Origin of the sequence: Paenibacillus pasadenensis (assembly GCF_023715725.1) — a bacterium.
Lineage (GTDB): Bacteria > Bacillota > Bacilli > Paenibacillales > Paenibacillaceae > Paenibacillus_O > Paenibacillus_O pasadenensis_A.
The window spans coordinates 1-21898 of the sequence record NZ_JAMBOT010000016.1; the positions used below are offsets into that span (position 1 = coordinate 1).

The following is a 21898-nucleotide window of genomic DNA, read 5'->3' on the forward strand; positions in this document are numbered from 1 at the left end:
CCCTCAAGATGAGATTTCCCAGTATGTAAGACCCCTAGAAGACGACTAGGTTGATAGGTTCGAGGTGGAAGCGCAGCAATGCGTGCAGCTGACGAATACTAATCGGTCGAGGGCTTATCCTTATCCACGCAAGACAACAGCCGGTCAGCACGGCATACCGTTCGATCCAGTTTTCAGGGCGCAAGCCTACGCCTTGAGCAGCGCATGACGTTTGGTGGCGATGGCGGAAGGGAACCACGCGTACCCATCCCGAACACGACCGTTAAGCCTTCCAGCGCCGATGGTACTTGGACCGCAGGGTCCTGGGAGAGTAGGACGTCGCCAAGCTCATGTATGAAAACCCGTCGTATCTTCGGATACGGTGGGTTTTTTGTTGTAGAAAAACCCCCGTTTACCATTGCTAAAGGCAAGGTTAATAGGGATTATCTGGTTTAGCGGTGGTAATAAGAGAAATAAGGCTCGTCGAAGGGCAGCTTGAGGACACCATCTCTTTTTTCATTATGCAGGCGGATAACGGCGTAGAGCAGAGGCGCTTGCAGCCATAGATGAATGATCAGATATCCGATGAGCATGGTCGCGTCCAGCCAGGGGTATAAGGCAGCGACTAGGCAAGTTCCGATCCAAAGGGTGTGCAGCTGCAGCCTTTGAAAGACGGACAGCTCCATCGGCAGGACGGGCATGTAACCCGGGAGCGGCCAGTTCTTCCGCCATTGCCAGCGGCGAGAGGTGGATTCCAGCGATTTGCGCCGCAGCAGCGCCATGCGAATTATAGCCGCATGCAGAAGCGGAAACAAAATAATGCCAGTGACCAAGCTGAGAGCAGCCGGCCATGGATCAGCTATGATTAATGCGAGGGCTAGCACTAGTCCAGAGCCAAAATAATAGCGCGAAAAGCTCGTGGAAAACGGGATTTTTCGCACTAGACGATATTGGTAGATGGTAGCTTCCTTTTGTTCGGAAAGAGGCTGGAACATGGGCTCCTCCTTGGCGGTATGTAAATGAAACGTAAGCGCCGCGTTTGGTTGCAAGGCAATTATTCACCACAATCCATTAGCCGCATAAGCTGTATGGAACGTGGGCTTTAAGCAGACTCTTGCTTATTATAGCGAAGGGCAGGTATAAATTGCTAGAATTACGGACATCATGATAATATCATTTTACGTGAAAGAAAGGCGGATGGATGATGCATGAGGAGAGTTTATGCAAGTGCATCGTATGCGACGAACTGAAGCCGCGGGATCAAGGCATTCGGATCGTAACGGAATTTATTTGCGGAAGCTGCGAGAATGAAATGGTTCAAACCGACGTTATGGATGAAAAATACCCCTTTTACGTTCACCAGATGAAACAGATCTGGATCCATAAAAATGCGTAAGCCTTCTCCGGGCGCCGGTGGAGGCTTTTTTTTGCGTTTGCGGCTCTTTACAATAGAACAATAGGATAAGCCAAGAGAGGATGCTAAACGTATGAAGATCCCAACGATGCCGATTGTGGATATGCTGCGGAATCACATAAAAAACGGGCCGGTTTCTTTTCATGTCCCAGGACATAAAGGAAGAATGCCGTTCATGAAAAAAGAGAATGGTGAAGCTCAGCAAAATAACATACAGACAGAGACGTGGTCTCTGTTTCAATCCATTCTGCCTCTGGATGTAACCGAACTGAGCGATACGGATGATTTGCATGATCCTTCCGGAGCGATAGCGGAAGCCCAGCGGTTGGCAGCATCATGTTTTGGTGCGGAAGAAACCCTTTTCCTTGTAGGCGGCAGTACGGCAGGAAATTTGGCGCTTGTGCTCGGCTGCAGCCAACCTGGAGATATCATGCTTGTGCAGCGGAACGTACATAAGTCTGTCCTCAACGGGCTAAAGCTGTCCGGCGCATCCGTTGTGTTTCTGGACCCGGAATATGATTCGGGAAGCGGTTTTGCGGAGCTGCCGTCTTTGGAAAGAGTGAAGAGGGCCCTTCAGCGCTGGCCTCAAGCAAAGGCGGTATTCCTTAGTAATCCCAGCTATTACGGCTGGTCTAGGGAGCTGACGCCGTATGCAGAGCTCGTCCATGCATTCAACATGCCGCTGCTCGTTGACGAAGCTCATGGAGCACATTACGGCCAACATCCCCAATTCCCGTCAGGCGCTCTCCAGGCTGGGGCGGATGCTGTTGTGCAATCCACGCATAAAACGCTTTCCGCGATGACGATGGGAGCGATGCTGCATGTGCAAGGGGAGCGGCTGCATCGCGAGCGGATTAAACAAATGCTTGCAACGGTGCAAAGCTCGTCTCCATCTTATCCGCTAATGGCATCGCTCGATCTTGCCAGGGGAATGCTGGATCAGTATGGCCCGCAGTGGTTCGAGCCAGGTTTAGATGCGGCCAATACGGTCAGGTCATGGGTAAGAAGGGAAGAAAGCTGGTTTGGACTGGCTGAAGATATACCTATTCATGAGGGGATTCGAATTGATCCGCTGCGGCTCGTGCTCTATGACCGGCGAGGAGCTTGTTCAGGAATGAGATTGCAAAAGGAGCTGGAGCAGCGCGGTTGTGTGGCAGAAATGGCGGATGATCGATATGTGGTGCTGCTGGTCGGAGCCAGATGTTCTAGCGAAGAGGCGCACAGGCTTCTGGAGGCGCTGGGCGACATCGGGGCGGAAAATAAGGAAGGTTCCCTGAGCAGCGTGGAAGGCATGGCGCCGGAAACCGCAGAGGATACGAATCGTTCAGAGTGGCGCCAGGCGACTCTCCGACAGACGAAGTGGGACAAGACTCCAGAATCGGAACAAAGATCCAGAAAACAGTCTGATTCTGTAGCGAACCTCACGATGAACAGAGAGCTGCCGGAGCCGGTCGTCCTGGAGCGGTTTCCGCCTATGCCGCATACGCTGGAGCAGATTCCGATTTTACAGGCCATAGGCAGAAAAAGCGCCGAGACGATCATTCCTTATCCGCCCGGAATTCCGATTGTTATTGAAGGGGAGGAAATCCGGCAGGAGACGGCCGAGCTGATGATCCGGCTATTGGAGAGCGGAGCGCGTTTTCAAGGCATGAAGCTGTCTGAAAAGGGGCTCATTCGGGTAACTAGCGTATAAATCATCGATTTCCCGCAGCACCTGCTATAGTCGAGCCCGCTCTCATGGTATGATAAGAAAAACAATCACGCAGGGAGCATGAATGTGAGCAAAGGAATGTTTATTACGATAGAGGGTGGAGAAGGAGCCGGAAAAACGACTCTCATCCGCCTGCTTGCAGCAGAGTTAGAAGCCCAGGGACTTCCTGTTATGACAACAAGGGAGCCGGGAGGCATCCCGATTGCCGAAAAGATCCGCGAAGTCATTTTGGATACTAGCCATACGAGCATGGACGGACGCACGGAAGCGCTGCTTTACGCTGCGGCCCGCCGTCAGCATCTGGTCGAAAAGGTTGTGCCAGCGCTGGATGCCGGCCAATGGGTCATTTGCGACCGGTTCATCGACAGCAGCCTGGCCTATCAAGGTTATGCGCGGGGGCTTGGCATGGAAACGGTACGGGAAATTAACCGGTATGCTATTGAAAGCTGGATGCCGGATATAACGCTCTACCTGGATATTCCCCCCGAGCTCGGATTGGCGCGTATTGCGGCCTCAAGCCAGCGGGAAGTGAACCGGCTCGATTTGGAAAAGGAATCGTTCCACCGCAAGGTGCGGCAAGGTTATCTGCTGCTGCTGGAGCAGGAGCCGGAGCGGATCGTGATGCTGGATGCCAGCGGAGAGCCGGAAGAAATTTTAAAAGAAGCATGCCGTGTGATTCTAAATGCCCGGTAAATTTGCCAGCGGATTTCTGTCGTTGAGGCTCTTAAATAAGCCGAAAGCAGGAATTTGCGCAGAAAATGTCAAATTTGTATCCTATACGCATTAGGAGGGATAAGGATGAAGCTCGTCATCGCCGTAGTACAAGACAAGGACAGCAATCGGCTCTCGAACGCGCTGGTGCGCGAAGGCTTTCGGGCTACGAAGCTTGCCAGCACAGGGGGCTTCCTCAAGGCAGGCAACACCACATTCATGATTGGTATTGAAGATGAGCGGGTTCATGAAGTGCTGCATTGCATCCGGTCCAACTGTAAGGTGCGCGATCAGCTTGTTACACCAGTGTCGCCTATGGGCGGAACGACCGATTCCTATATTCCTTTTCCGGTAGAGGTTCAAGTGGGCGGCGCGGCTGTGTTTGTGCTTCCGGTTGAGCGATTCGAACACTTTTGACAGGAGCCGATAAACGATGAAAATCGATCCCGGATACCGCCCGGTCGGTCAGGACCGGCTGCGCGACAATGGAGCGGGCCGTCCGGTTCAGGCAAAGTCGTTCGCCGATGTGATGCATCAGCAGAACGGCAACCGGACAAGGGAGGAGCTGCAGCAAAAGCTGCAGGATATCCAGGCCCAAGGAGAACGGCTGGCCCGTTCGATGACGGTGCGCGAGCTGCAAACCTACAAAGCGATGGTGAAGCAGTTTCTTGAGCTGACCGTCCGCAGAGGCGTCGGTATTAAAGATGTCCGCACGATGGACCGCAGAGGCCGGATCAAGCGGCATAAGCTGCTCGATGAGATTGACGAGAGCCTGCTGGCGATGGCGGAGGAGCTGCTAAAGAACGAGCAGGGCAGAATGCAGCTGCTGCAAAGCGTTGGAGATATTCGCGGCCTCCTCATTAATTTGTTATTTTGAAAGGAACATCAATGAAACTTGCAGGTATTCCCGGCCAGGAGAAGGCCAAACAGATTTTGCAGCATGCGCTTCGCAGCGGCAGGGTGTCCCATGCTTACTTGTTTGCCGGTCCGGTCGGTACAGGCAAGCTTCAGACGGCGCTTGCTTTTGCGCAGGCGCTTTTTTGTACGTCAGGCGGGGATGACGCCTGCGGCGAATGCCTGGAATGCCGCAAGTTCGAGCATGGCAACCAGCCGGATTTGCACCGTATCTCGCCGGATGGACAGTCGGTCAAGCTGGGCCAGATTCAGGAGCTGCAGCGCGAAATGGCATACCGGACGTCTGACAGCAGCAGCCGTAAAGTATATATTATGGAAAAGGCGGATGCGATGACGCCGCAAGCGGCGAACAGCCTGCTCAAGTTTTTGGAGGAGCCGGTGTCGCCGACGGTGGCGATATTGCTGGCGACGCATACGGGAGCCGTACTGCCGACCATTGCCTCCCGATCGCAGCCGGTGCCCTTCCTTCCTTATTCCACGGAGCAGATGCTTGAGGCGCTGATTGCGGAAAATCAGCCCCCGCTGCTCGCCCGCGCGGCAGTCCATTTAGCCTCTGGAATCGAAGGAAGCCGCGCTATTATCGAGCAGAATGGGTTTGCAGAAATCCGAAATGTAGTGATACAATTAGGCAAGGAGAGCTTGTCTCGATTCACTGCGGCTCTGGTTACCGTCCAGCAGCGCCTGTCGAAGACAGACCTGGGCGCAGACTCGCAGCTACTTTTGTCCTTATTGGTGTTATGGTTCAGAGACATGATTCATTATCAGGCCGGTCGGTCTGAGAAGATGGTTTTTATAGATCAGTTGGAATGGATTAGCGCTCATGCGTTCACGAAGCCCGCAAGCTACTGGGTTTCCTGCATGGAGCACACGCTGCAAGCAGCGGGGATGATTAAGGCGAATGTCGCTCCCCAGCTGGCAATAGAGCAATTAATGGTACGTCTACAGGAGGGTTAAATCCTTGTATAATGTCGTCGGTGTCCGCTTCAAAAAGGCGGGCAAGATCTATTACTTTGATCCCGTCGAGCATCCGGTAGGAACGGACCATCATGTTATTGTGGAAACCGCCCGGGGTGTGGAATACGGCAAGGTTGTAGTCGGGCAGAAACAGGTAGACGAATCGGATGTAGTTCTCCCTCTCAAAAAAGTCATTCGCATCGCCAGTGATCAGGACGCCAAGGTTGTGGAAGAGAACCGCAGCGCCGCGCAAAATGCGTTTGGGACATGCCTGGACAAGATCCGCGCGCATGGCCTCAAGATGAAGCTGGTTGATGTCGAGTTTACGTTTGACCGCAACAAAATTATTTTCTACTTCACGGCTGAAGGTCGAATTGACTTTCGCGAACTGGTCAAGGATTTGGCCAGCGTGTTCCGTACCCGGATAGAGCTGAGACAAATCGGCGTACGGGATGAGGCTAAGATGCTGGGGGGAATCGGCCCTTGCGGGCGGGTGCTCTGCTGTTCCTCATGGCTGGGCGATTTTGATCCTGTGTCGATCAAGATGGCCAAAGACCAGAGTCTTTCCCTTAACCCTACAAAGATTTCCGGCTTATGCGGCAGACTTATGTGCTGCCTTAAGTTTGAGCATGATAACTACGAGAGCATACGGGAGGAGCTGCCTTCCGTCGGCAAAACGGTTGTTACCTCGCTCGGGGAAGGACGCGTTACAGGCATTAATGCCTCGTCCAAGACCGTTTATGTCCAGCTGTTCGATCTGGGCGGGCGTCCGAAGGAAATGCCGCTTGATGAAGTTGTAGTCAAATAATACCGGCATAGGCCGGGGTTGGACGCCATGCAACAAAGCTCTGGGGTGTGAGTTCTTGGACAATAAAGATCTTTTCCTGCATTTGGATGAGCTTGAAGCAAAGCTGGGGGGATTCCATAAAGAACTGGGCGAGCTGAAGCTGAACGTTAAACAACTGGTGGAAGCGAACAAACAGCTTTCCATGGAGAACCGGCAGCTTCGCAAAGTGCTCAAAAAGGAAACCAATCCCCATGCCGAACTAGCTCGGAAGCCGGTCAAGGCGGGAAGCGGCGCAGCCGCGCCTGCCGCTCTGCCAGAGGACCCGTCCAAATCCAACGAGGTTTCGGCTGTTGGAGAAGGGCATGACAATTTGGCCCGGCTTTATTACGAAGGGTTTCACATTTGCAACGTGAATTACGGACATCTGAGAACGGAAGGCGACTGTCTGTTTTGCCTGTCGTTTCTCAACAAATAATCCGGCATTGATCTGCCGTTCTACAGGCAGAGGATGCACGGCAATGACAAGTGGAGAAGGCTGCGCTAACAAGGCAAGCATCTTCGTACGAGAACAAGGACCCGCTCGCGGGTCCTCTTTGTCGTAAAGGGGAGATTTTGCTCATTTGAGTAAGGTTGGGAATGATACGGATACACTGCATGCCGCAGGAAGGGGAAAGAAACGAATGGAGCATGATCTGCTGCCCAGTGAAAGACTGGACGATCTGCTGACTCATCATTTACACATCATTCAAAGCCGGGAGGTGTTCAGCTTTTCTATGGATGCGGTGCTGCTGGCGCGGTTTGCCGCCGTTCCAAAACGCGGGAAAATCGCTGATTTATGCTCCGGCAACGGCGTCATCCCGCTGCTGCTATCGACCCGGACGCAGGCGACCATCGATGCGGTAGAAATTCAGCCCCGGCTGGCCGATATGGCGCGCAGAAGCGTGGAGCTGAACGGGCTGCAAAGCCGAATTTCGGTTGTGGAGGGCGATCTGCGGGAAAAGGCGAAACAGCTTGGTTACGGCAAATACGACTATGTCACCGTGAATCCGCCCTATCTGCCTCCGGCAAGCGGAGACCGCAACGACAATGCTCATTATGCAGCGGCAAGACATGAGCTAAACGGCACACTGGACGAAATAGTCCAGCATTGCTCCCGCCTGCTCCGAACCGGAGGAAAAGCGGCTATGGTTCACCGTCCGGGCAGACTCGTCGAAATAATTAGCTCCATGACACGGTGGAAGCTGGAGCCGAAGCGAATTCGCTTTGTACATCCGCATGCGGGATCGGAAGCAAATATGGTGTTAATTGAAGCAACACGCGATGCCAGGCCTTCCGTGAAGCTGCTTCCTCCGCTGATTGTATATAAGGATGGCCAGCAGTACAGCGATGAAATTATGCAGATTTATTATGGCGGGGAAAGGGGAGATACAAATGCAGGTGCAGAAGAGCTTCGCGGATCATGATAAAGGCATGTTATACCTCGTTGCAACGCCGATTGGCAATCTGGAGGATATGACGATGCGCGCGATCCGTATTTTGAAGGAGGTATCGATGATTGCGGCGGAGGACACCCGTCAAACCCGCAAGCTGCTGAGCCGCTTCGAGATCGAGAACCGCCTTGTCAGCTATCATGAGCACAATAAAGCAGCCAGCGGCCCGGAGCTGCTTCGTTTAATGGAGGAAGGCAGCAGTATTGCGCTTGTGAGCGACGCCGGCATGCCGGCTATATCGGATCCCGGAGCCGATCTTGTGCGCGAGGCGGCGGAGCGCGGAATTCCGGTTGTACCGGTGCCGGGCGCCAATGCGGCGTTGTCTGCGCTCATTATGTCCGGCCTTCCAACCGACCGTTTCACCTTTGCCGGTTTTCCGCCCCGCGATAAAAAGCATTTCGACAAGTGGCTGCAGGAACTAAAATCGCTCCCCGGCACACTGTTGCTTTACGAGTCGCCTCATCGGATTAACAAAACATTGCCGATTTTGCTGAATGTGCTCGGTGACAGAGAGATTGCGATGGTTCGCGAGCTGACCAAACGCCACGAAGAGGCGGTGCGCGGCCGAATTTCGGAATGCATGGCTCATTTGGAAGAGCATGAGCCGCTGGGGGAATACTGCCTCGTTATCGGTGCGGGGGAAGCGGCCGAGACGGAGCCTGGCTCCGGGTGGTGGGAATTGCTTCGTCTAGAGGAGCATGTGGAGCATTACGAGCGGCTGGGCAGTGATCGTAAGGAAGCGATTAAACAGGCGGCAGCCGACCGCGGGCTTTCAAAGCGGGATGTATATAATGAAGTGATGCGTAAATAATCGATAGGAAATAAAAAAAGACCTTCCTGATCCGCAAACGGACTCAGGAAGGCAAGTAAGGAGTATAAAAAGGTTAGAAATACCTTGGGTTAAGTTGCTAAAAACTAGTATAACTGATTTTTTCTATTTTGTCACAGGGGAAGGCATCTCAGAAAGACAAGAATTACAAACAATTTTGCCTTTGAAGTAAGCGACGTTCTCTGCGTTGCCGCAGAAAATGCAAGCCGGCTCATATTTCTTCAGCATGATGCGCTCTCCATCAACGTAGATCTCCAGCGCGTCTTTTTCTCCAATACCTAAGGTACGGCGCAGTTCAATTGGAATTACAACACGACCAAGCTCGTCTACTTTACGAACAATACCGGTAGATTTCATCATTAGCAGCCTAACCCCTTTCCTATATCGTCATCATTCGACATAATACTACTTTTTATGATATTTATGATACCAACGATTCCCAAAACAGTCAACCTGCCTTTTCTTGCGCGAATCGCATAAAATGCAGGTTTACAAGCCATGTAAGGGTGTAGCATCCTAGTTAATATTACTACAACGCTTATAGAATTGGAAACGATAATACGACATCATTCGACACGAACCTAAGTTTTATGTCGAAAATATGAACAGAAAGACAGGTGTATCGGGATGACTAGGCTAGAAGAGGAAAAAGTATTCAAAGATCCTGTCCACAAATATATCTATGTGCAGGACCAGTTAATCTGGGACTTAATCAATACGCCGGAATTCCAACGGCTTAGAAGAATCCGGCAGCTCGGTACAACATACTTGACCTTTCATGGCGCGGAGCATAGCCGCTTTAGCCATTCCCTTGGCGTATATGAAATTACGCGCCGCATTATATCCCAATTCGAACGGAGCGAGTATCCGGACTGGCCGCGTGAGGAAAAACTCGTGTGCCTCTGTGCGGCGCTGCTGCATGATTTGGGTCATGGTCCGTTTTCCCATTCCATTGAAGAGGTGATGGAGTTCGACCATGAGGAATGGAGCTGCCATATTATAGAAGGAACGACAGAGGTGAATCGGCTGCTAAGCGCCGTGGAGCCTGATTTTCCGCGAAAAGTCGCCTCCATCATCCGCAAAAGGTATGAAAAGCCAATTGTCGTCAATCTGGTATCGAGCCAGATGGATGCAGACCGGATGGACTATCTGCTGCGGGATGCTTATTTTACAGGAGCCAATTACGGCACCTTTGATCTGGACCGCATTTTGCGGGTGTTAAGGCCGCATCAAGGACGAATCGTCGTGAAGGAAAGCGGCATGCATGCGGTCGAGGATTACTTGATGAGCCGTTATCAGATGTATTGGCAGGTGTACTTCCACCCCGTTACGCGCAGTTCTGAAATTATGCTTCGCAAAATCTTGCTTCGAGCCCAAGAGTTATGCCGTACCGGATATCCCTTCCGCTGGATACCAGATCCGCTCGTCCGGTTGTTTCGGCAGGAGCTTGACGTTTCATCTTATTTGAAGCTGGATGAAGCGCTGGTGCAAACAGCGTTTGCCGCATGGACCGAAGAAGAGGACAAGCTGCTGTCGGAATTATGCTCCGGGTTCCTGAACCGCAAATTGTACAAGTATATAACCTTTGACCGTGAGCATGAATCAGAGGCGCAGCTTTGCCTTGAAGAGCTGGTTGCCGCTGGCATGAACCGTAACTATGAGCTGGAAATTGATTTTCCGTACGATCTCCCCTATCATGTGTATCGTTCCGCCGCACAGGAAAACAGCGAGGGCGGACGAGGGAAACCGCCGATTCTGCTTCTGGAGCCGAGCGGAGCCGTTACGGAGATATCGCTTCGCTCGGATGTGGTGCAATCCATAACCGGCATGCATCGCGGACAATACCGGCTTTATTACGACGAGGCCGCAGCCCGGCGGCTGGCGGACCGTATTTCACCTGGTGTCAGGTCCAGACTCGGGCTTGCTTGTTAATGAAGAAAGGAGTCGAAATATGAACGGATTAATCGACACACATACCCATTTGGACTCAGCGAAATTCGACAACGACCGCGAAGAGGTTATACAGCGCGCCAGAGACGCAGGCGTGGAGCTGCTTTTTAATGTTGGCTTCAACCGGGAGACAATTCCGACAACGATGAAGCTTGCCGAAACGTATCCTTTTATTTACGGCATCGTTGGCTGGCATCCGACAGACGCCATCGACATGAAGGAAGGGGACCTCGATTGGATTGAATCGCTGATGGCCCATCCAAAGGTTGTTGCCCTTGGGGAGATCGGTCTTGATTACTATTGGGACACTTCTCCAAAAGAGGTTCAGCAGCGGGTATTCCGGGAGCAGATCGCGGTCGCGAAGCGCACTGGAAAACCAATCGTCATCCATAACCGCGATGCGCATGAGGATGTCGTTCGAATTCTGCGCGAGGAAAAAGCGTCTGAGGTCGGCGGTGTCATGCACTGCTTCTCCGGCAGCTGGGAAACGGCAAAACAATGCCTCGATATGAACTTCTATATTTCGTTTGGCGGACCGGTCACCTTCAAAAACGCAAGGGTGCCAAAAGAGGTTCTGGCGAACGTTCCAATGGACCGTTTGCTGTTGGAAACAGACTCCCCTTATTTGGCGCCTCACCCCCATCGAGGAAAGCGGAATGAGTCCTCTTTTGTAGGTTTGGTAGCGGAGACGGCAGCGGAAATAAAAGGCAAATCTGTCGATGATATCGTTTCCATTACGTCCGCAAATGCAAGAAAATGTTTCCACATTTCTTAAAATTCAACGATATAGCATGAAAAAAGTGGGTCCGAGCGAGAAATATTGATCTTTCCTTGGCCAAAAAGCGGAATTTAGCTGATTTAACCTTCATTTTGGCTAATTGAGGATTTTATCCCGTCTTTACAATCGCTTGAAGGAAACGGTATGATTCATCACAGAGCTTTGAGTGATGCAAGTTTTATCATTCGCTTAATCTCCTCGGTTTCGGGGAGAGCGGGGGAACCAATACAGCCGATTGAACGAGTTAACCGCACCGATTTTGGAGTGGCGATCTCGGGACAGGCCGTACTTTTCCAGGGGTGAATTTGCCGGGACCATGAGCAGGGTCCGCAGGCGATAGGGCAGCTCTCTTGCCCGAACCCGTCAGCTAACCTCGTCAGCGTAAATAAGAGAGATCAACCTCGTGCTCCACTTCCATGATTCGTGTTCAACCGGGAAGCCACGAAACAGATCCTCTGTCGACGGCTTCTTTTTGTTTGAATATTGCAATATACGTCGACATAGGGTTAACGGTGGAGGTGAGAGGCGAGGTTGCATGGCGTGCTGCTCGGCACGTACAAAACCAATAGTCGCGTCTTGAATTATCATGCGTAACAACGAGGCGGCGGGGCTATGTAAGGAGGACCGAAGAAGTGGGCGCTATTCCCTTAAAGGAAACTACCCATGTACAACGATCATCCAGCAAGTCTTTCCAATGGCGATGGAAGCATGACAACCTGCGTTTGATTTTACTGAGCCTAACAATCTCAATCGCTATGACTTTCATGTTTTTGGTGTTGCTAAATGGGGCGTCAGAGAAAAATGTCTCCCTAGTGCTCAATGGTCAGGAGAAACTCGTAAGCACGAATCACTCCTCCCTGGAGCAATTGCTGGATGAGCAAGCGATAGCTGTAGGACCGCATGATCAGCTGTCCATACCGCTGAGCGCGGCGCTGAAGGAAGGCGACCGCATCGTAATCGAACAAGCGGTTCCGGTTACGATACTGGCTGACGGCAAGTCCAAGAAGATTTACACGACCCAAAAGACCGTGAAAGCGGCAATTGGAGAATCCAATATTGAAGTGCGTCAGCAAGACAAAGTATTCCCGGAGGCGGGAACTCAGCTTCAGTCCAATATGACGATCCGCGTCATGAGAATTGATAAGCAGCAGTTGACGACGAAACACGAAATTCCGTTTACGGTGGTTCGTAAACAAGACGCTACCCTGGAAAAGGGGAAGCAAAAAACGGTTACACACGGCCAAAACGGCCAGCTTGTAAAAACCTTCGAAAAGCTGTACCAGGATGGCAAACTGGTTCAGACCACGCTGCTCGCCAAATCCATGGATAAGCCTGCTGTCAACAAAATTGTTGCGGTCGGAACCAAGGAGAAACCCAAACCTAAAGCTTCCGTGTTAAGTTCCTCTTCGTCTGTCACAAAATCAGGTCTCAATCTCAAAGCGAAACAAATATTGACCAACGTCACATTGACGGCTTACACGGCCGGATTTGCATCCACGGGCAAATCTAAAGGCGATCCCGGTTATGGAATAACCGCTTCCGGAGCCAAAGTCTCGGAAGGCCGCACCATTGCAGTTGACCCTGATATCATTCCTATGGGATGGTGGGTATATATAGAAGGAATAGGCTTCCGTCGTGCCGAAGACACTGGCGGCGCCATTAAAGGTAAGAAAATTGATGTGTTTTATGAAAGTGAATCCTACGTGAAGAAATTCGGCAAGAAGCGCGGTTACACGGTCTATGTTCTTGGACCGACTAAGCCGAAGCTGAGCTGATCCTTTTGCGAGCGGGCACGCTGTATTTCAGCGGCCCGTTTTTGGGCGTTTATAGGGATTATTGCGGTTAGTCCGCGTCGATCGGGTACAAGCTAAATATACCCATTAGGCACGAACTGGAAACAAAAGGAGATAGGCATGTGATCAAGGAAATTATCGTGGTGGAAGGCAAGGACGATACAGCAGCCATCAAACGCGCTGTCGAGGCGGACACGATTGAAACAAACGGCTCCGCAATCGGAGAGGACGTGCTGCGCCGGATCGAGCTGGCTATGGAACGCAGAGGCGTAATTATTTTCACCGATCCGGACCATGCGGGGGAAAGAATCCGTAAAATCGTCTCGCAGCGCGTACCAGGCTGCAAACATGCCTTCCTGCCGCAGGAGGACGCGCTCTACCGCGGGGACATCGGCGTGGAGAACGCTTCGCCGGAAGCTGTTCGCCGTGCGCTTGCGTCCGTTCGGACCGAGGGCTCGCCGGAGCATGCCGAAATCACTCATAGCGATATGATGGAGGCGGGGCTGCTCGTGCATGCCGACGCCGCCCGGCGCCGGCTGATTATGGGCAACAGGCTTGGCATCGGCTATTGCAACGGCAAACAGTTCATGAAGCGCTGCGCCAGCTTTCAGATATCAAGGGAAGAGTTCCGCCAGGCTCTGGCGCATATGGAGGAGGAGATCGGCTCATGACGGATGTAGCTACACCGAGAAGGACAAAAGAAATTATTGAACGGCACGGATTCTCCTTCAAAAAAAGCTTGGGGCAGAACTTTCTAATCGATCCCAACATTCTGAACAAAATTGTATCGGCGGCTGGCTTGGACAAAACAAAGGGCGCGCTGGAGATCGGACCGGGAATTGGCGCGCTGACGGAACAGCTCGCCCGCCAAGCCAAGGCGGTTGCTGCGGTAGAAATCGACCAGCGGCTGATTCCGATTTTGCAGGAGGTATTAGGTGCCGAGCCGCATGTTTCGGTCGTCCATGGCGATGTGCTGGAGCTTGACCTGCAGGCGCTTTTCAGGGACAAGTTCCATGATGTCAGCGCGGTCAGTGTTGTCGCCAACCTACCTTATTATGTGACCACTCCGATTTTGATGAAGCTGCTGGAGCTGCGTCTTCCGCTGGAGAACATCGTTGTCATGATTCAGAAGGAAGTGGCCGAGCGCATGGCAGCCAAGCCGGGAACGAAGGCTTACGGCAGTCTAAGCGTGGCGGTGCAATATTACACGGTGCCGGAGCTGGTCTGCATCGTGCCGCATACGGTGTTCATTCCGCAGCCGAACGTCGATTCTGCCGTAATCAAGCTGGCGATGCGAGATAAGCCTGCGGTTGAGGTATCGGACGAGGATTTCTTTTTCCGGATGGTGCAGGCTTGTTTTGCGCAGAGGCGCAAGACGATCCACAATAACCTGTCTTCCTGGCTCGGCAAAAACCGGCGCGAGGAGCTGACCCGCATTTTACAGGAGACGGGCATTGATCCTGTGCGCCGCGGAGAAACGCTTTCGCTGCAGGAATATGCCAATCTTGCCGCGGCTCTGGAGCGCGAAGGGCTGAAGAATTAAAACGAAGTCAACACGATGATTGGGCCGGCCTTTTAGAGGGCGGCTTCTTTGTCGATTGTGTCACCATAATCGGCTAAGGCCCATACCTTAAATGCAGAGGTGATGGGCCAAATGAAACAAGGGGATTATGTCGTTCGGCGTTCTTACGGCAGAGACGTCGTATTCCGCGTGGAAGCTATCCATGGAGATATAGCCATACTGAAAGGGTCGGATTACCGCCTGCTTGCAGACGCGCCTCTAGGCGATCTGGAGAAGGTGTCTAACCCGGAGGAGCTGAGCGTGACCCAATCCGTGCGGAGCAAGGTGAAGGCCTCCACACAGCGGATAAGCGCAGAGCTGAGCGATCACTCTTTTTTGAATGAGCTGGAGTACCGGCCGGAGGAATCGAACTCTTCTCATTCCTATTTTGATTTGCCGGGTAAGGTGCTGCATCTCGACGGAGATGCCAATTACATGCGTAAGAGCATGCAGCTGTACAATCAAATGAAGGTGCCGGCCCAAGGACTGCATGTAGCGGAAAATCAGATGGCGGACCTGCTCTACCATCTGCTGCCTCAGGTCCGGCCGGATATCGTCGTCATTACCGGCCATGACGGCCTGCTGAAAACACGCCGCAGCGAGCTGTACAGCATCGGCAGCTACAAAAACTCCCAGAACTTCGTCAATGCGGTGCAGATCGCCCGCGATTACGATAAAAACCGCGACAACCTCGTTGTCGTCGCCGGAGCCTGCCAGTCTTATTACGAGGCGCTGCTGCAGGCCGGGTCCAATTTTGCCAGCTCTCCGGGCCGGATTCTCATCCATGCGTTAGACCCGGTTTATATTGCGATTAAGGCAAGTTATACGTCCATTAGGGAATGCGTTAACCTGCCCGATATAATTCACGGCACGATATCAGGCATCGAAGGTGTGGGCGGAATTGAAACGATGGGCCGCTACCGCGTAGGTCTTCCCAAGCCGATTGAGGTCAAAAAAGTGAATCCAAACCCGTATTATGCGTACGGTCAGTAGGCATTATTCATGTTAAACCTAAAGTCGAAAAATTTTTATTGACACTTTTTAAAGGTCAGTGATATAATTTTTTGTTTATTTGACATTTCCTCCTTCCTTGGGCTATAATGGACAAGGAAAGAGGTGGTAGTGACCAATGGCTAGAAATGCTTTGTCTGAGATCAAGCGCAGCATGGAAGCTCATATCGGTGCCAAAATTATGCTGCGGGCTAATGGAGGCCGGCGCAAGACGGTTGAGCGTTCCGGTGTTTTGGAAGAAACCTACCCATCTGTTTTCATCGTTAAGCTGGATCAGGATCAGAACGCGTTTAAGCGTGTCTCCTATAGTTATGCGGACATCCTTACGGATTCGGTGGAAGTCACCGTCTGCAATGACGAAGGTCAGGTCCGGATCAATCCGCTGCACTGACATATAGATCAGGTTTTCACTGGGGAACCTTCAAGCGCCGCCGGCTTAGGCTGGCGCGTGTTTTTTTATAAGGGCTGATTTAACGGTCTCTAATGATTATGCCGCATATCCTTGGCGAATGACCCTCATACTACATGAGGGCGGGTGTCCGCAGCGGCATCCCGCACCGTCAGAGACGAGCAGAGGAGGCATCTCCATGAGCCGCAGAAGACGCAGCGTAATGTCAGAGCAGCTGAAGGTGGAGCTGGCGAAGGACTTGGGCTTTTATGACACGGTCCAGCAAGAAGGCTGGGGCGGGATTAAAGCAAAAGACGCTGGCAATATGGTCAAGCGGGCCATTCAGATGGCCGAGCAGGCCGCTTCACGCCAACAGCGTTAAACAGACAGAGCGGTTCCTAGCGCCAAGCGCGAAGGAGCCGCTTTCGCTTTTCTCCCGGACCGATGCTATAATAGATGAAGTTTATTCTACGGACGGGTGACGAGAGACTGATGAAAATCTACGAGAAAGCGCCGGCCAAAATCAATCTTTTATTGGACGTGCTTCGCAAGCGCGAAGACGGCTTCCACGAGGTTGAAATGATTATGACGATGGTGGATTTATCTGACCGGCTGGAGATGGAAGAACTTCAGCGGGACGCCATCATTATTTCCAGTCAGGCCGGCTACATACCGCTGGATGAGAAAAACCTCGCCTTTCAAGCAGCACGCCTGATTAAAGAGCGCTACGATGTCAAAAAGGGCGTTTATATTCATCTGGATAAAAAAATTCCGGTAGCCGCTGGACTTGCCGGCGGAAGCAGCGACGCTGCGGCAGCGCTGCGCGGGCTGAACCGGCTATGGAAGCTGGACATCCCGGAGGATGAGCTATGCGTTCTCGGCGCGGAGCTTGGCTCAGACGTTCCGTTCTGCGTAACGGGCGGAACAGCTCTGGCGACCGGGCGCGGCGAAAAGCTGCAAATGATCGACAATCCGCCGTCCTGCTGGGTTGTGCTGGCTAAGCCGCCGATTAACGTATCGACCGCCGACGTTTACGGCCGCTTCCGCGTGGACCAGGTGAAGCAGCATCCTTCCCTAAGCGATATGATGGGCGCGCTAAGCAGCGGCTCCTTTAATGACGTATGCGAAGGGCTTGGCAATGTGCTGGAGGATGTAACGCTGAAGCTGTATCCAGAGGTGCGAATGCTCAAGGAAAGCATGCTGCGGCTTGGAGCGGACGGAGTACTTATGTCGGGAAGCGGCCCTACCGTATTTGGCCTGGTGTCTAAGGAGGCCAAGCTGGCCCGGATCTACAACGGATTGCGCGGCTTCTGCAAAGAAGTGTATGTGGTAAGAATGCTTACATGAAATGCTATGAATCCTTGATTAAATCCGTATAAAGATGGTATATTGTCAATACAATATTCGGATTTAGCCAGGGGGATCTCATGGTGAAGAAGCTTAAACGCAGTGCCCGGTTGGTCGAGATGACCCAATATTTGCTTAATCGTCCCCATACGTTAATTTCTCTAACCGCTTTTGCGGACCGATACCAGTCTGCCAAATCGTCCATAAGCGAAGATTTGGCCATTATTAAAGAAGTATTTGAGGAAGAGGGCATCGGCCAGCTTCAGACGCTTGCCGGAGCTGCCGGAGGGGTGAAGTTTATTCCCAAAATGCCGGCGGAGACCGCTCTGGAAATCATTGAGCGCGTCTGCCGGGAGCTGGAGCAGCCGGAACGGGTGCTTCCCGGCGGTTATCTTTATATGACCGATATGCTCGGCATGCCGCATTTGCTGGGCGATGTCGGCCGTATTTTTGCGACCGCATTTGCCGACCGCCAGATTGACGTCATTATGACGGTGGAGACGAAGGGGATCCCGCTTGCCTATGCAACAGCGGCTTGCCTCAATTTACCAGTTGTAATCGTCAGGCGCGACAACAAGGTGACGGAAGGCTCGGCGGTCAGCATCAACTATGTGTCGGGTTCGAACAAGCGCATCCAGACGATGTCGCTTGCCCGCAGAGCGCTCAAGGAGCAGTCGCGCGTGCTGATTATCGATGACTTTATGAAAGCCGGCGGCACGGTACAGGGCATGATCGATTTGCTGAGCGAGTTCAATGCGACGGTTGCCGGCGTCGGCGTATTCGTTGAATCCGGCGAAGTTGGCACGGAGGATCGTCTGCTGGAGGACTACGTGTCGCTGGCGAAGCTGACGGCGGTGGATTTGAAGACGAAACAGACAACGGTTGTGCCAGGCAATTATTTTCAATCGTAAAATAGGAGGCATTATAATGTCCAAGCTGCAAATGATTAACGCCGAGGGTGCGCCTGCGGCAATTGGTCCCTATTCCCACGCGGTGAAGCTAGGCGATATGCTGTATACGTCGGGTCAAATTCCGCTGCAGGCGGACGGCTCTCTCATCGAGGGCGGCATCCGCGAACAGGCGGCGCAGGTGTTCCGCAATCTGGAAGCTGTGCTCGCTGCAGGAGGCTCCTCGCTGTCCCAGGTTGTTAAAGCAACCGTATTTTTGAAGGACATGAACCAGTTCGCCGACGTCAATGAAGTGTATGCATCCTTCTTCGGAGAGCATAAACCAGCCCGCTCTGCTGTTGAGGTTGCGCGCCTGCCGAAGGACGTTCTTGTCGAAATTGAAGTTATCGCCTCGACATCTGTCGAAAGGTAACGAATAATCTTAATTTCCAAAATTTATTTTATAAAGGCCCTGTAAATTGGCAGAAATAAGAAGGAATCTGTGCAGAAATGTGGAATAATACACCAAGTCTTCTAGAGGCAAAGGTGGTGAACACAAGTGCAGATTACTGATGTCAGACTCCGCCGTGTTAATTCCGAGGGACGTATGAAGGCTATCGCATCCATCACCATTGATAATGAATTTGTCGTTCATGATATTCGCGTCATTGACGGGAACAATGGGATGTTTGTTGCAATGCCGAGCAAGCGTACGCCCGACGGGGAATTCCGGGATATTGCCCACCCGATCTCTTCCACTACACGGGAAAAGATTCAAGCAGCCGTGCTCGCCGAATACGAGCGCGCAGCTACGGAAGAGGAAGTTGCAATCGAAGAAGGCGCCTGATTCGTACGAGGTGCGGAACAATTCATTTACCGATGGGGAGCCCTATGGCTCCCTTTCTTTTTTGACTAGAATGCCGGATTGGGATATATATAGGGATATGGGTTATAGGAAAGCAACGGACAACAGGGAGGAATGAAAGCATTGAAACGGATGGCGGTCGTGCTTGCAGCCGGTCAGGGCAAGCGAATGAAATCGAAGCTGTACAAAGTACTTCATCCCGTATGCGGCAAACCGATGGTTGGGCATGTCATGGATACCGTGGAAAAGGCGGCCTGCGAGGAAATCGTCGTCGTAACGGGACATGGCGCCGCACAGGTGCAAAGTTTTCTTGAAGGACGCGCCAAGTTTGTGCTGCAGGAGCAGCAGCTTGGAACAGGCCATGCGGTGCAGCAGGCGGAAGCTTTGCTTAGCGGCAAGGAAGGCACAACCATCGTCATCTGCGGCGATACGCCGCTCGTCACGGCGGAGACGATCGAGTCCATGCTGGAGCTGCATGAGAGCAGCGGCGCAGCAGCGACTGTGCTGACAGCTGAGTTCACCGATCCGACCGGGTACGGGCGTGTCGTTCGCGGTGCAGAGGGAGCGGTTGAGCGCATCGTGGAGCAGAAGGACTGCTCGCCGGCCGAGGCTGCCGTACAGGAGATTAATACCGGAACGTACTGCTTCGACAACCGCAAGCTGTTTGAAGCGCTGGCCCGCGTAACCAACGACAATGCTCAGGGCGAATATTATTTGACCGATGTCATCGGCATCTTTGTATCCGCAGGAGAATCCGTACAGGCTTACTGCACATCGGATTTGGCGGAAGCAATCGGCGTGAATGACCGCATTGCGCTTGGCGAGGCGGAACGCCTTATGCGCGAGCGCATCGTGCGCCGCCATCAGATTAACGGCGTGACGTTCATCGATACGACAGCCGCTTATATTGAAGCTGAGGTGGAGATTGGGGCCGATACGGTCATTTATCCCGGTACGGTGCTGCGGGGAGCTACAGTCATCGGCGAGGATTGTGTCATCGGGCCGCAAGCCGATATTAAGGACTCCGTTATCGGAAACGGCGTCGCGGTGCGTTACAGCACGATCGACAAATCCGAGGCGGGTGAAGGCACTTCCATCGGGCCTTACGCCAACCTGCGCCCGGGCTCCAAGCTTGGCAAGGACTGCAAAATCGGCGATTTTGTTGAGCTCAAAAACGCTGTGATTGGAGATGAGAGCAAAGTGTCGCATCTGAGCTACGTCGGCGATGCCGAAGTTGGCAGCGGCGTTAACATCGGCTGCGGCGCAATTACGGTCAACTATGACGGCTTCAACAAAGCTAAAACGGTCATCGGCAACGATGCGTTTATCGGCAGCAACGTCAATTTGATTGCACCAGTGAACATTGGAGACGGAGCTTATGTCGTGGCGGGCTCCACGGTCACCCATGACGTGCCGGGCGGCGATCTGGCGATTGCCCGGGAGCGGCAGGTAAACAAGCCTGGTTACGCAGATAAAATCCGCGCACGCGCCAAAGCCAAAAAAGAACGCGGTCAAGGCTAAGCCGAAGCCGTTAAACGATAAAAGGCCAAGCAGGAATCGATCCTGCTTGGCCTTTTTTGAGTTGAGCTTATTCTTCGAACTGCAAGTTCATCGGGTGGTCGGGCAGCTGAACAGTCGTGTCCAGGCTAGTTACTGGAACGCTGAGGTCCACTTTCTCGAAGCGCAGGCTGTCGATCCACACCTCTCCTTCACCGCTTAGCAGCACGCCGAAGCTAATGACGGCGCTCTCCAAGGGCACATCCAGCACGACAGGGTAGTGGTTCCATTCCGTATCGCCGGACAGCGGCCGGTCGCTCATGTTATCGAACTGGAGCATTTCCTCTTCGGCGTTGTCCACGCGCATCCAAAGGCCGCAAAATTCGGTTACGCCGCGGGTGCGCAGAAATCCGGAAAAACGCATGCGTTTACCTCGGTAAGCATCCGCCTTGAACTGCTGCATCAGGGTGCCAAAGCCGCCCGCTTCGGGATGGGATTTGGACTTCAGCAGCCCGGAGGCTTCACCCTGATGGATGATGCTGCGGTCCAGGTCAATCCGGTAATGCTGCGGCTGGCTTCCTCTCAAAAACCATCCTTTAAGGGGACTTTCCATGGAAGCTTGCTGTTGTGCACTCATTCGCTCCATCATCCTTTCTCTCATCCGATTATGAATTCGAAACAGTTTGCGATAGCGTCCTGGCGGCAATCCGTATTGTTTTTTGAATGCCCGGGTGAACGCCTCCTGACTCTCGAAGCGGCAGTCCAGAGCCAGATCCAGAATGCTGCGGTCGCTTTCCAGAAGCAGGCGGGAGGCGAGTGAAAGTCGCCTGGCTCTTAAATAATCTCCTATGCTCAATCCGGTATGGCGGCGAAACACGCGGTGAAAATGATAAGCGGAAAAACCGGCTTCAGCGGCAATACGCTCCAGCGTCAGATTCTCTTCCAGATGCGCTTCCATATAGGCAATTGCGCTTTGGACGCTCACTTGCCTTTCCAAGCTCTCACCTCCTCTACCAGCAGAATATCAGAAT

General features: G+C 52.7%; 26 protein-coding genes, 2 rRNA genes and 1 riboswitch. Of the genes, 25 read left to right on the plus strand and 3 right to left on the minus strand.

Going from position 1 to position 21898, the window contains the following annotated elements; translation table 11 throughout:
• A 23S ribosomal RNA gene (locus M3223_RS21870) occupies positions 1–122 on the plus strand; the annotation flags it as partial.
• 88 nt (positions 123–210) lie between these two features.
• A 5S ribosomal RNA gene (rrf, locus tag M3223_RS21875) occupies positions 211–327 on the plus strand.
• A gap of 104 nt (positions 328–431) precedes the next feature.
• Here the strand turns inward: rrf and M3223_RS21880 are convergent.
• Complete coding sequence (locus M3223_RS21880; RefSeq protein WP_251565614.1) at positions 432–974, minus strand: hypothetical protein; 543 nt, start codon at positions 972–974, stop codon at positions 432–434.
• 209 nt (positions 975–1183) lie between these two features.
• Between M3223_RS21880 and M3223_RS21885 the strand changes: the two genes are divergently transcribed.
• From M3223_RS21885 to rsmI, 10 genes are all read left to right on the plus strand, one after another.
• Positions 1184–1375 carry a sigma factor G inhibitor Gin gene (locus M3223_RS21885; protein ID WP_251565616.1) on the plus strand — a complete coding sequence of 64 codons (192 nt, stop codon included), beginning with the start codon at positions 1184–1186 and terminating at the stop codon, positions 1373–1375.
• Positions 1376–1496: 121 nt separating this feature from the next.
• The gene (locus M3223_RS21890; protein WP_435368036.1) at positions 1497–3086 is read left to right on the plus strand and encodes an aminotransferase class I/II-fold pyridoxal phosphate-dependent enzyme; all 1590 of its coding nucleotides are present in this window, start codon (positions 1497–1499) and stop codon (positions 3084–3086) included.
• Between the two features lie 78 nt (positions 3087–3164).
• Complete coding sequence (tmk, locus tag M3223_RS21895) at positions 3165–3797, plus strand: dTMP kinase (RefSeq protein ID WP_251565618.1); 633 nt, start codon at positions 3165–3167, stop codon at positions 3795–3797.
• Between the two features lie 105 nt (positions 3798–3902).
• The gene (locus M3223_RS21900; protein WP_089525346.1) at positions 3903–4232 is read left to right on the plus strand and encodes a cyclic-di-AMP receptor; all 330 of its coding nucleotides are present in this window, start codon (positions 3903–3905) and stop codon (positions 4230–4232) included.
• A 16-nt stretch (positions 4233–4248) separates the two neighbouring features.
• The gene (locus tag M3223_RS21905; protein ID WP_251565620.1) at positions 4249–4692 is read left to right on the plus strand and encodes a YaaR family protein; all 444 of its coding nucleotides are present in this window, start codon (positions 4249–4251) and stop codon (positions 4690–4692) included.
• An 11-nt stretch (positions 4693–4703) separates the two neighbouring features.
• Positions 4704–5684: a DNA polymerase III subunit delta' gene (holB, locus tag M3223_RS21910; RefSeq protein ID WP_251565621.1), complete on the plus strand. Its 981-nt coding sequence runs from the start codon at positions 4704–4706 to the stop codon at positions 5682–5684.
• A 4-nt stretch (positions 5685–5688) separates the two neighbouring features.
• Positions 5689–6492, plus strand: coding sequence for a PSP1 domain-containing protein (locus M3223_RS21915; protein ID WP_251565623.1), 804 nt, complete (start codon positions 5689–5691; stop codon positions 6490–6492).
• 55 nt (positions 6493–6547) lie between these two features.
• Complete coding sequence (locus tag M3223_RS21920; RefSeq protein WP_251565625.1) at positions 6548–6946, plus strand: initiation-control protein YabA; 399 nt, start codon at positions 6548–6550, stop codon at positions 6944–6946.
• A 205-nt stretch (positions 6947–7151) separates the two neighbouring features.
• Complete coding sequence (locus M3223_RS21925) at positions 7152–7934, plus strand: tRNA1(Val) (adenine(37)-N6)-methyltransferase (protein WP_251565772.1); 783 nt, start codon at positions 7152–7154, stop codon at positions 7932–7934.
• Positions 7903–8772, plus strand: coding sequence for a 16S rRNA (cytidine(1402)-2'-O)-methyltransferase (gene rsmI / locus M3223_RS21930; RefSeq protein ID WP_251565627.1), 870 nt, complete (start codon positions 7903–7905; stop codon positions 8770–8772). Before M3223_RS21925 ends, rsmI begins: the two co-directional genes overlap by 32 nt.
• A gap of 123 nt (positions 8773–8895) precedes the next feature.
• On the opposite strand, the gene M3223_RS21935 is transcribed toward rsmI, so the two are convergent.
• Complete coding sequence (locus M3223_RS21935) at positions 8896–9150, minus strand: AbrB/MazE/SpoVT family DNA-binding domain-containing protein (protein WP_028598273.1); 255 nt, start codon at positions 9148–9150, stop codon at positions 8896–8898.
• Positions 9151–9417: 267 nt separating this feature from the next.
• Here M3223_RS21935 and M3223_RS21940 point away from each other — a divergent pair, with 267 nt between their 5' ends.
• The 13 genes from M3223_RS21940 (at position 9418) to glmU (ending at position 20891) form a co-directional block, all read left to right on the plus strand.
• Positions 9418–10722 (plus strand): HD domain-containing protein, encoded by a 1305-nt coding sequence (locus M3223_RS21940; protein ID WP_251565628.1) that lies wholly within the window; start codon positions 9418–9420, stop codon positions 10720–10722.
• 19 nt (positions 10723–10741) lie between these two features.
• Positions 10742–11515: a TatD family hydrolase gene (locus tag M3223_RS21945; protein ID WP_251565630.1), complete on the plus strand. Its 774-nt coding sequence runs from the start codon at positions 10742–10744 to the stop codon at positions 11513–11515.
• Between the two features lie 179 nt (positions 11516–11694).
• Positions 11695–11915, plus strand: a riboswitch (cyclic di-AMP (ydaO/yuaA leader).
• 235 nt (positions 11916–12150) lie between these two features.
• A complete protein-coding gene (locus tag M3223_RS21950) occupies positions 12151–13293 on the plus strand; it encodes a G5 domain-containing protein (RefSeq protein ID WP_251565632.1) in 1143 nt (380 codons plus the stop codon).
• 140 nt (positions 13294–13433) lie between these two features.
• Positions 13434–13982, plus strand: coding sequence for a ribonuclease M5 (rnmV, locus tag M3223_RS21955; RefSeq protein WP_251565634.1), 549 nt, complete (start codon positions 13434–13436; stop codon positions 13980–13982).
• Positions 13979–14854 carry a 16S rRNA (adenine(1518)-N(6)/adenine(1519)-N(6))-dimethyltransferase RsmA gene (rsmA, locus tag M3223_RS21960; RefSeq protein WP_251565636.1) on the plus strand — a complete coding sequence of 292 codons (876 nt, stop codon included), beginning with the start codon at positions 13979–13981 and terminating at the stop codon, positions 14852–14854. The genes rnmV and rsmA overlap by 4 nt, the downstream gene beginning before the upstream one ends.
• A gap of 111 nt (positions 14855–14965) precedes the next feature.
• The gene (gene yabG / locus M3223_RS21965) at positions 14966–15865 is read left to right on the plus strand and encodes a sporulation peptidase YabG (RefSeq protein ID WP_251565637.1); all 900 of its coding nucleotides are present in this window, start codon (positions 14966–14968) and stop codon (positions 15863–15865) included.
• Positions 15866–16001: 136 nt separating this feature from the next.
• Complete coding sequence (gene veg / locus M3223_RS21970) at positions 16002–16274, plus strand: biofilm formation stimulator Veg (protein WP_251565638.1); 273 nt, start codon at positions 16002–16004, stop codon at positions 16272–16274.
• Positions 16275–16470: 196 nt separating this feature from the next.
• On the plus strand, positions 16471–16653 hold the full coding sequence (locus tag M3223_RS21975) for a small, acid-soluble spore protein, alpha/beta type (RefSeq protein WP_251565639.1): 183 nt from the start codon (positions 16471–16473) through the stop codon (positions 16651–16653).
• Between the two features lie 110 nt (positions 16654–16763).
• The gene (gene ispE, locus M3223_RS21980; RefSeq protein WP_251565640.1) at positions 16764–17618 is read left to right on the plus strand and encodes a 4-(cytidine 5'-diphospho)-2-C-methyl-D-erythritol kinase; all 855 of its coding nucleotides are present in this window, start codon (positions 16764–16766) and stop codon (positions 17616–17618) included.
• An 83-nt stretch (positions 17619–17701) separates the two neighbouring features.
• Entirely contained in the window at positions 17702–18529 is an 828-nt protein-coding gene (gene purR / locus M3223_RS21985) for a pur operon repressor (protein WP_251565642.1), read from the plus strand.
• Between the two features lie 16 nt (positions 18530–18545).
• Complete coding sequence (locus tag M3223_RS21990; protein WP_251565644.1) at positions 18546–18938, plus strand: RidA family protein; 393 nt, start codon at positions 18546–18548, stop codon at positions 18936–18938.
• 126 nt (positions 18939–19064) lie between these two features.
• Positions 19065–19352: a septation regulator SpoVG gene (spoVG, locus tag M3223_RS21995; protein ID WP_020620824.1), complete on the plus strand. Its 288-nt coding sequence runs from the start codon at positions 19065–19067 to the stop codon at positions 19350–19352.
• A 141-nt stretch (positions 19353–19493) separates the two neighbouring features.
• Positions 19494–20891, plus strand: coding sequence for a bifunctional UDP-N-acetylglucosamine diphosphorylase/glucosamine-1-phosphate N-acetyltransferase GlmU (gene glmU, locus M3223_RS22000; RefSeq protein WP_285891408.1), 1398 nt, complete (start codon positions 19494–19496; stop codon positions 20889–20891).
• A gap of 67 nt (positions 20892–20958) precedes the next feature.
• On the opposite strand, the gene M3223_RS22005 is transcribed toward glmU, so the two are convergent.
• Positions 20959–21864 (minus strand): helix-turn-helix domain-containing protein, encoded by a 906-nt coding sequence (locus M3223_RS22005; protein WP_435368035.1) that lies wholly within the window; start codon positions 21862–21864, stop codon positions 20959–20961.
• Positions 21865–21898 lie beyond the last annotated feature (34 nt).

Excerpts from the sequence above, each read along its gene's own strand:
- M3223_RS21880 (WP_251565614.1), bottom strand. The coding sequence starts at position 974 with ATGTTCCAGCCTCTTTCCGAACAAAAGGAAGCTACCATCTACCAATAT.
- M3223_RS21885 (WP_251565616.1), top strand. The coding sequence starts at position 1,184 with ATGCATGAGGAGAGTTTATGCAAGTGCATCGTATGCGACGAACTGAAG.
- M3223_RS21890 (WP_435368036.1), top strand. The coding sequence starts at position 1,497 with ATGCTGCGGAATCACATAAAAAACGGGCCGGTTTCTTTTCATGTCCCA.
- tmk (WP_251565618.1), top strand. The coding sequence starts at position 3,165 with ATGAATGTGAGCAAAGGAATGTTTATTACGATAGAGGGTGGAGAAGGA.
- M3223_RS21900 (WP_089525346.1), top strand. The coding sequence starts at position 3,903 with ATGAAGCTCGTCATCGCCGTAGTACAAGACAAGGACAGCAATCGGCTC.
- M3223_RS21905 (WP_251565620.1), top strand. The coding sequence starts at position 4,249 with ATGAAAATCGATCCCGGATACCGCCCGGTCGGTCAGGACCGGCTGCGC.
- holB (WP_251565621.1), top strand. The coding sequence starts at position 4,704 with ATGAAACTTGCAGGTATTCCCGGCCAGGAGAAGGCCAAACAGATTTTG.
- M3223_RS21925 (WP_251565772.1), top strand. The coding sequence starts at position 7,152 with ATGGAGCATGATCTGCTGCCCAGTGAAAGACTGGACGATCTGCTGACT.
- rsmI (WP_251565627.1), top strand. The coding sequence starts at position 7,903 with ATGCAGGTGCAGAAGAGCTTCGCGGATCATGATAAAGGCATGTTATAC.
- M3223_RS21935 (WP_028598273.1), bottom strand. The coding sequence starts at position 9,150 with ATGATGAAATCTACCGGTATTGTTCGTAAAGTAGACGAGCTTGGTCGT.
- M3223_RS21940 (WP_251565628.1), top strand. The coding sequence starts at position 9,418 with ATGACTAGGCTAGAAGAGGAAAAAGTATTCAAAGATCCTGTCCACAAA.
- M3223_RS21945 (WP_251565630.1), top strand. The coding sequence starts at position 10,742 with ATGAACGGATTAATCGACACACATACCCATTTGGACTCAGCGAAATTC.
- rsmA (WP_251565636.1), top strand. The coding sequence starts at position 13,979 with ATGACGGATGTAGCTACACCGAGAAGGACAAAAGAAATTATTGAACGG.
- yabG (WP_251565637.1), top strand. The coding sequence starts at position 14,966 with ATGAAACAAGGGGATTATGTCGTTCGGCGTTCTTACGGCAGAGACGTC.
- veg (WP_251565638.1), top strand. The coding sequence starts at position 16,002 with ATGGCTAGAAATGCTTTGTCTGAGATCAAGCGCAGCATGGAAGCTCAT.
- M3223_RS21975 (WP_251565639.1), top strand. The coding sequence starts at position 16,471 with ATGAGCCGCAGAAGACGCAGCGTAATGTCAGAGCAGCTGAAGGTGGAG.
- ispE (WP_251565640.1), top strand. The coding sequence starts at position 16,764 with ATGAAAATCTACGAGAAAGCGCCGGCCAAAATCAATCTTTTATTGGAC.
- M3223_RS21990 (WP_251565644.1), top strand. The coding sequence starts at position 18,546 with ATGTCCAAGCTGCAAATGATTAACGCCGAGGGTGCGCCTGCGGCAATT.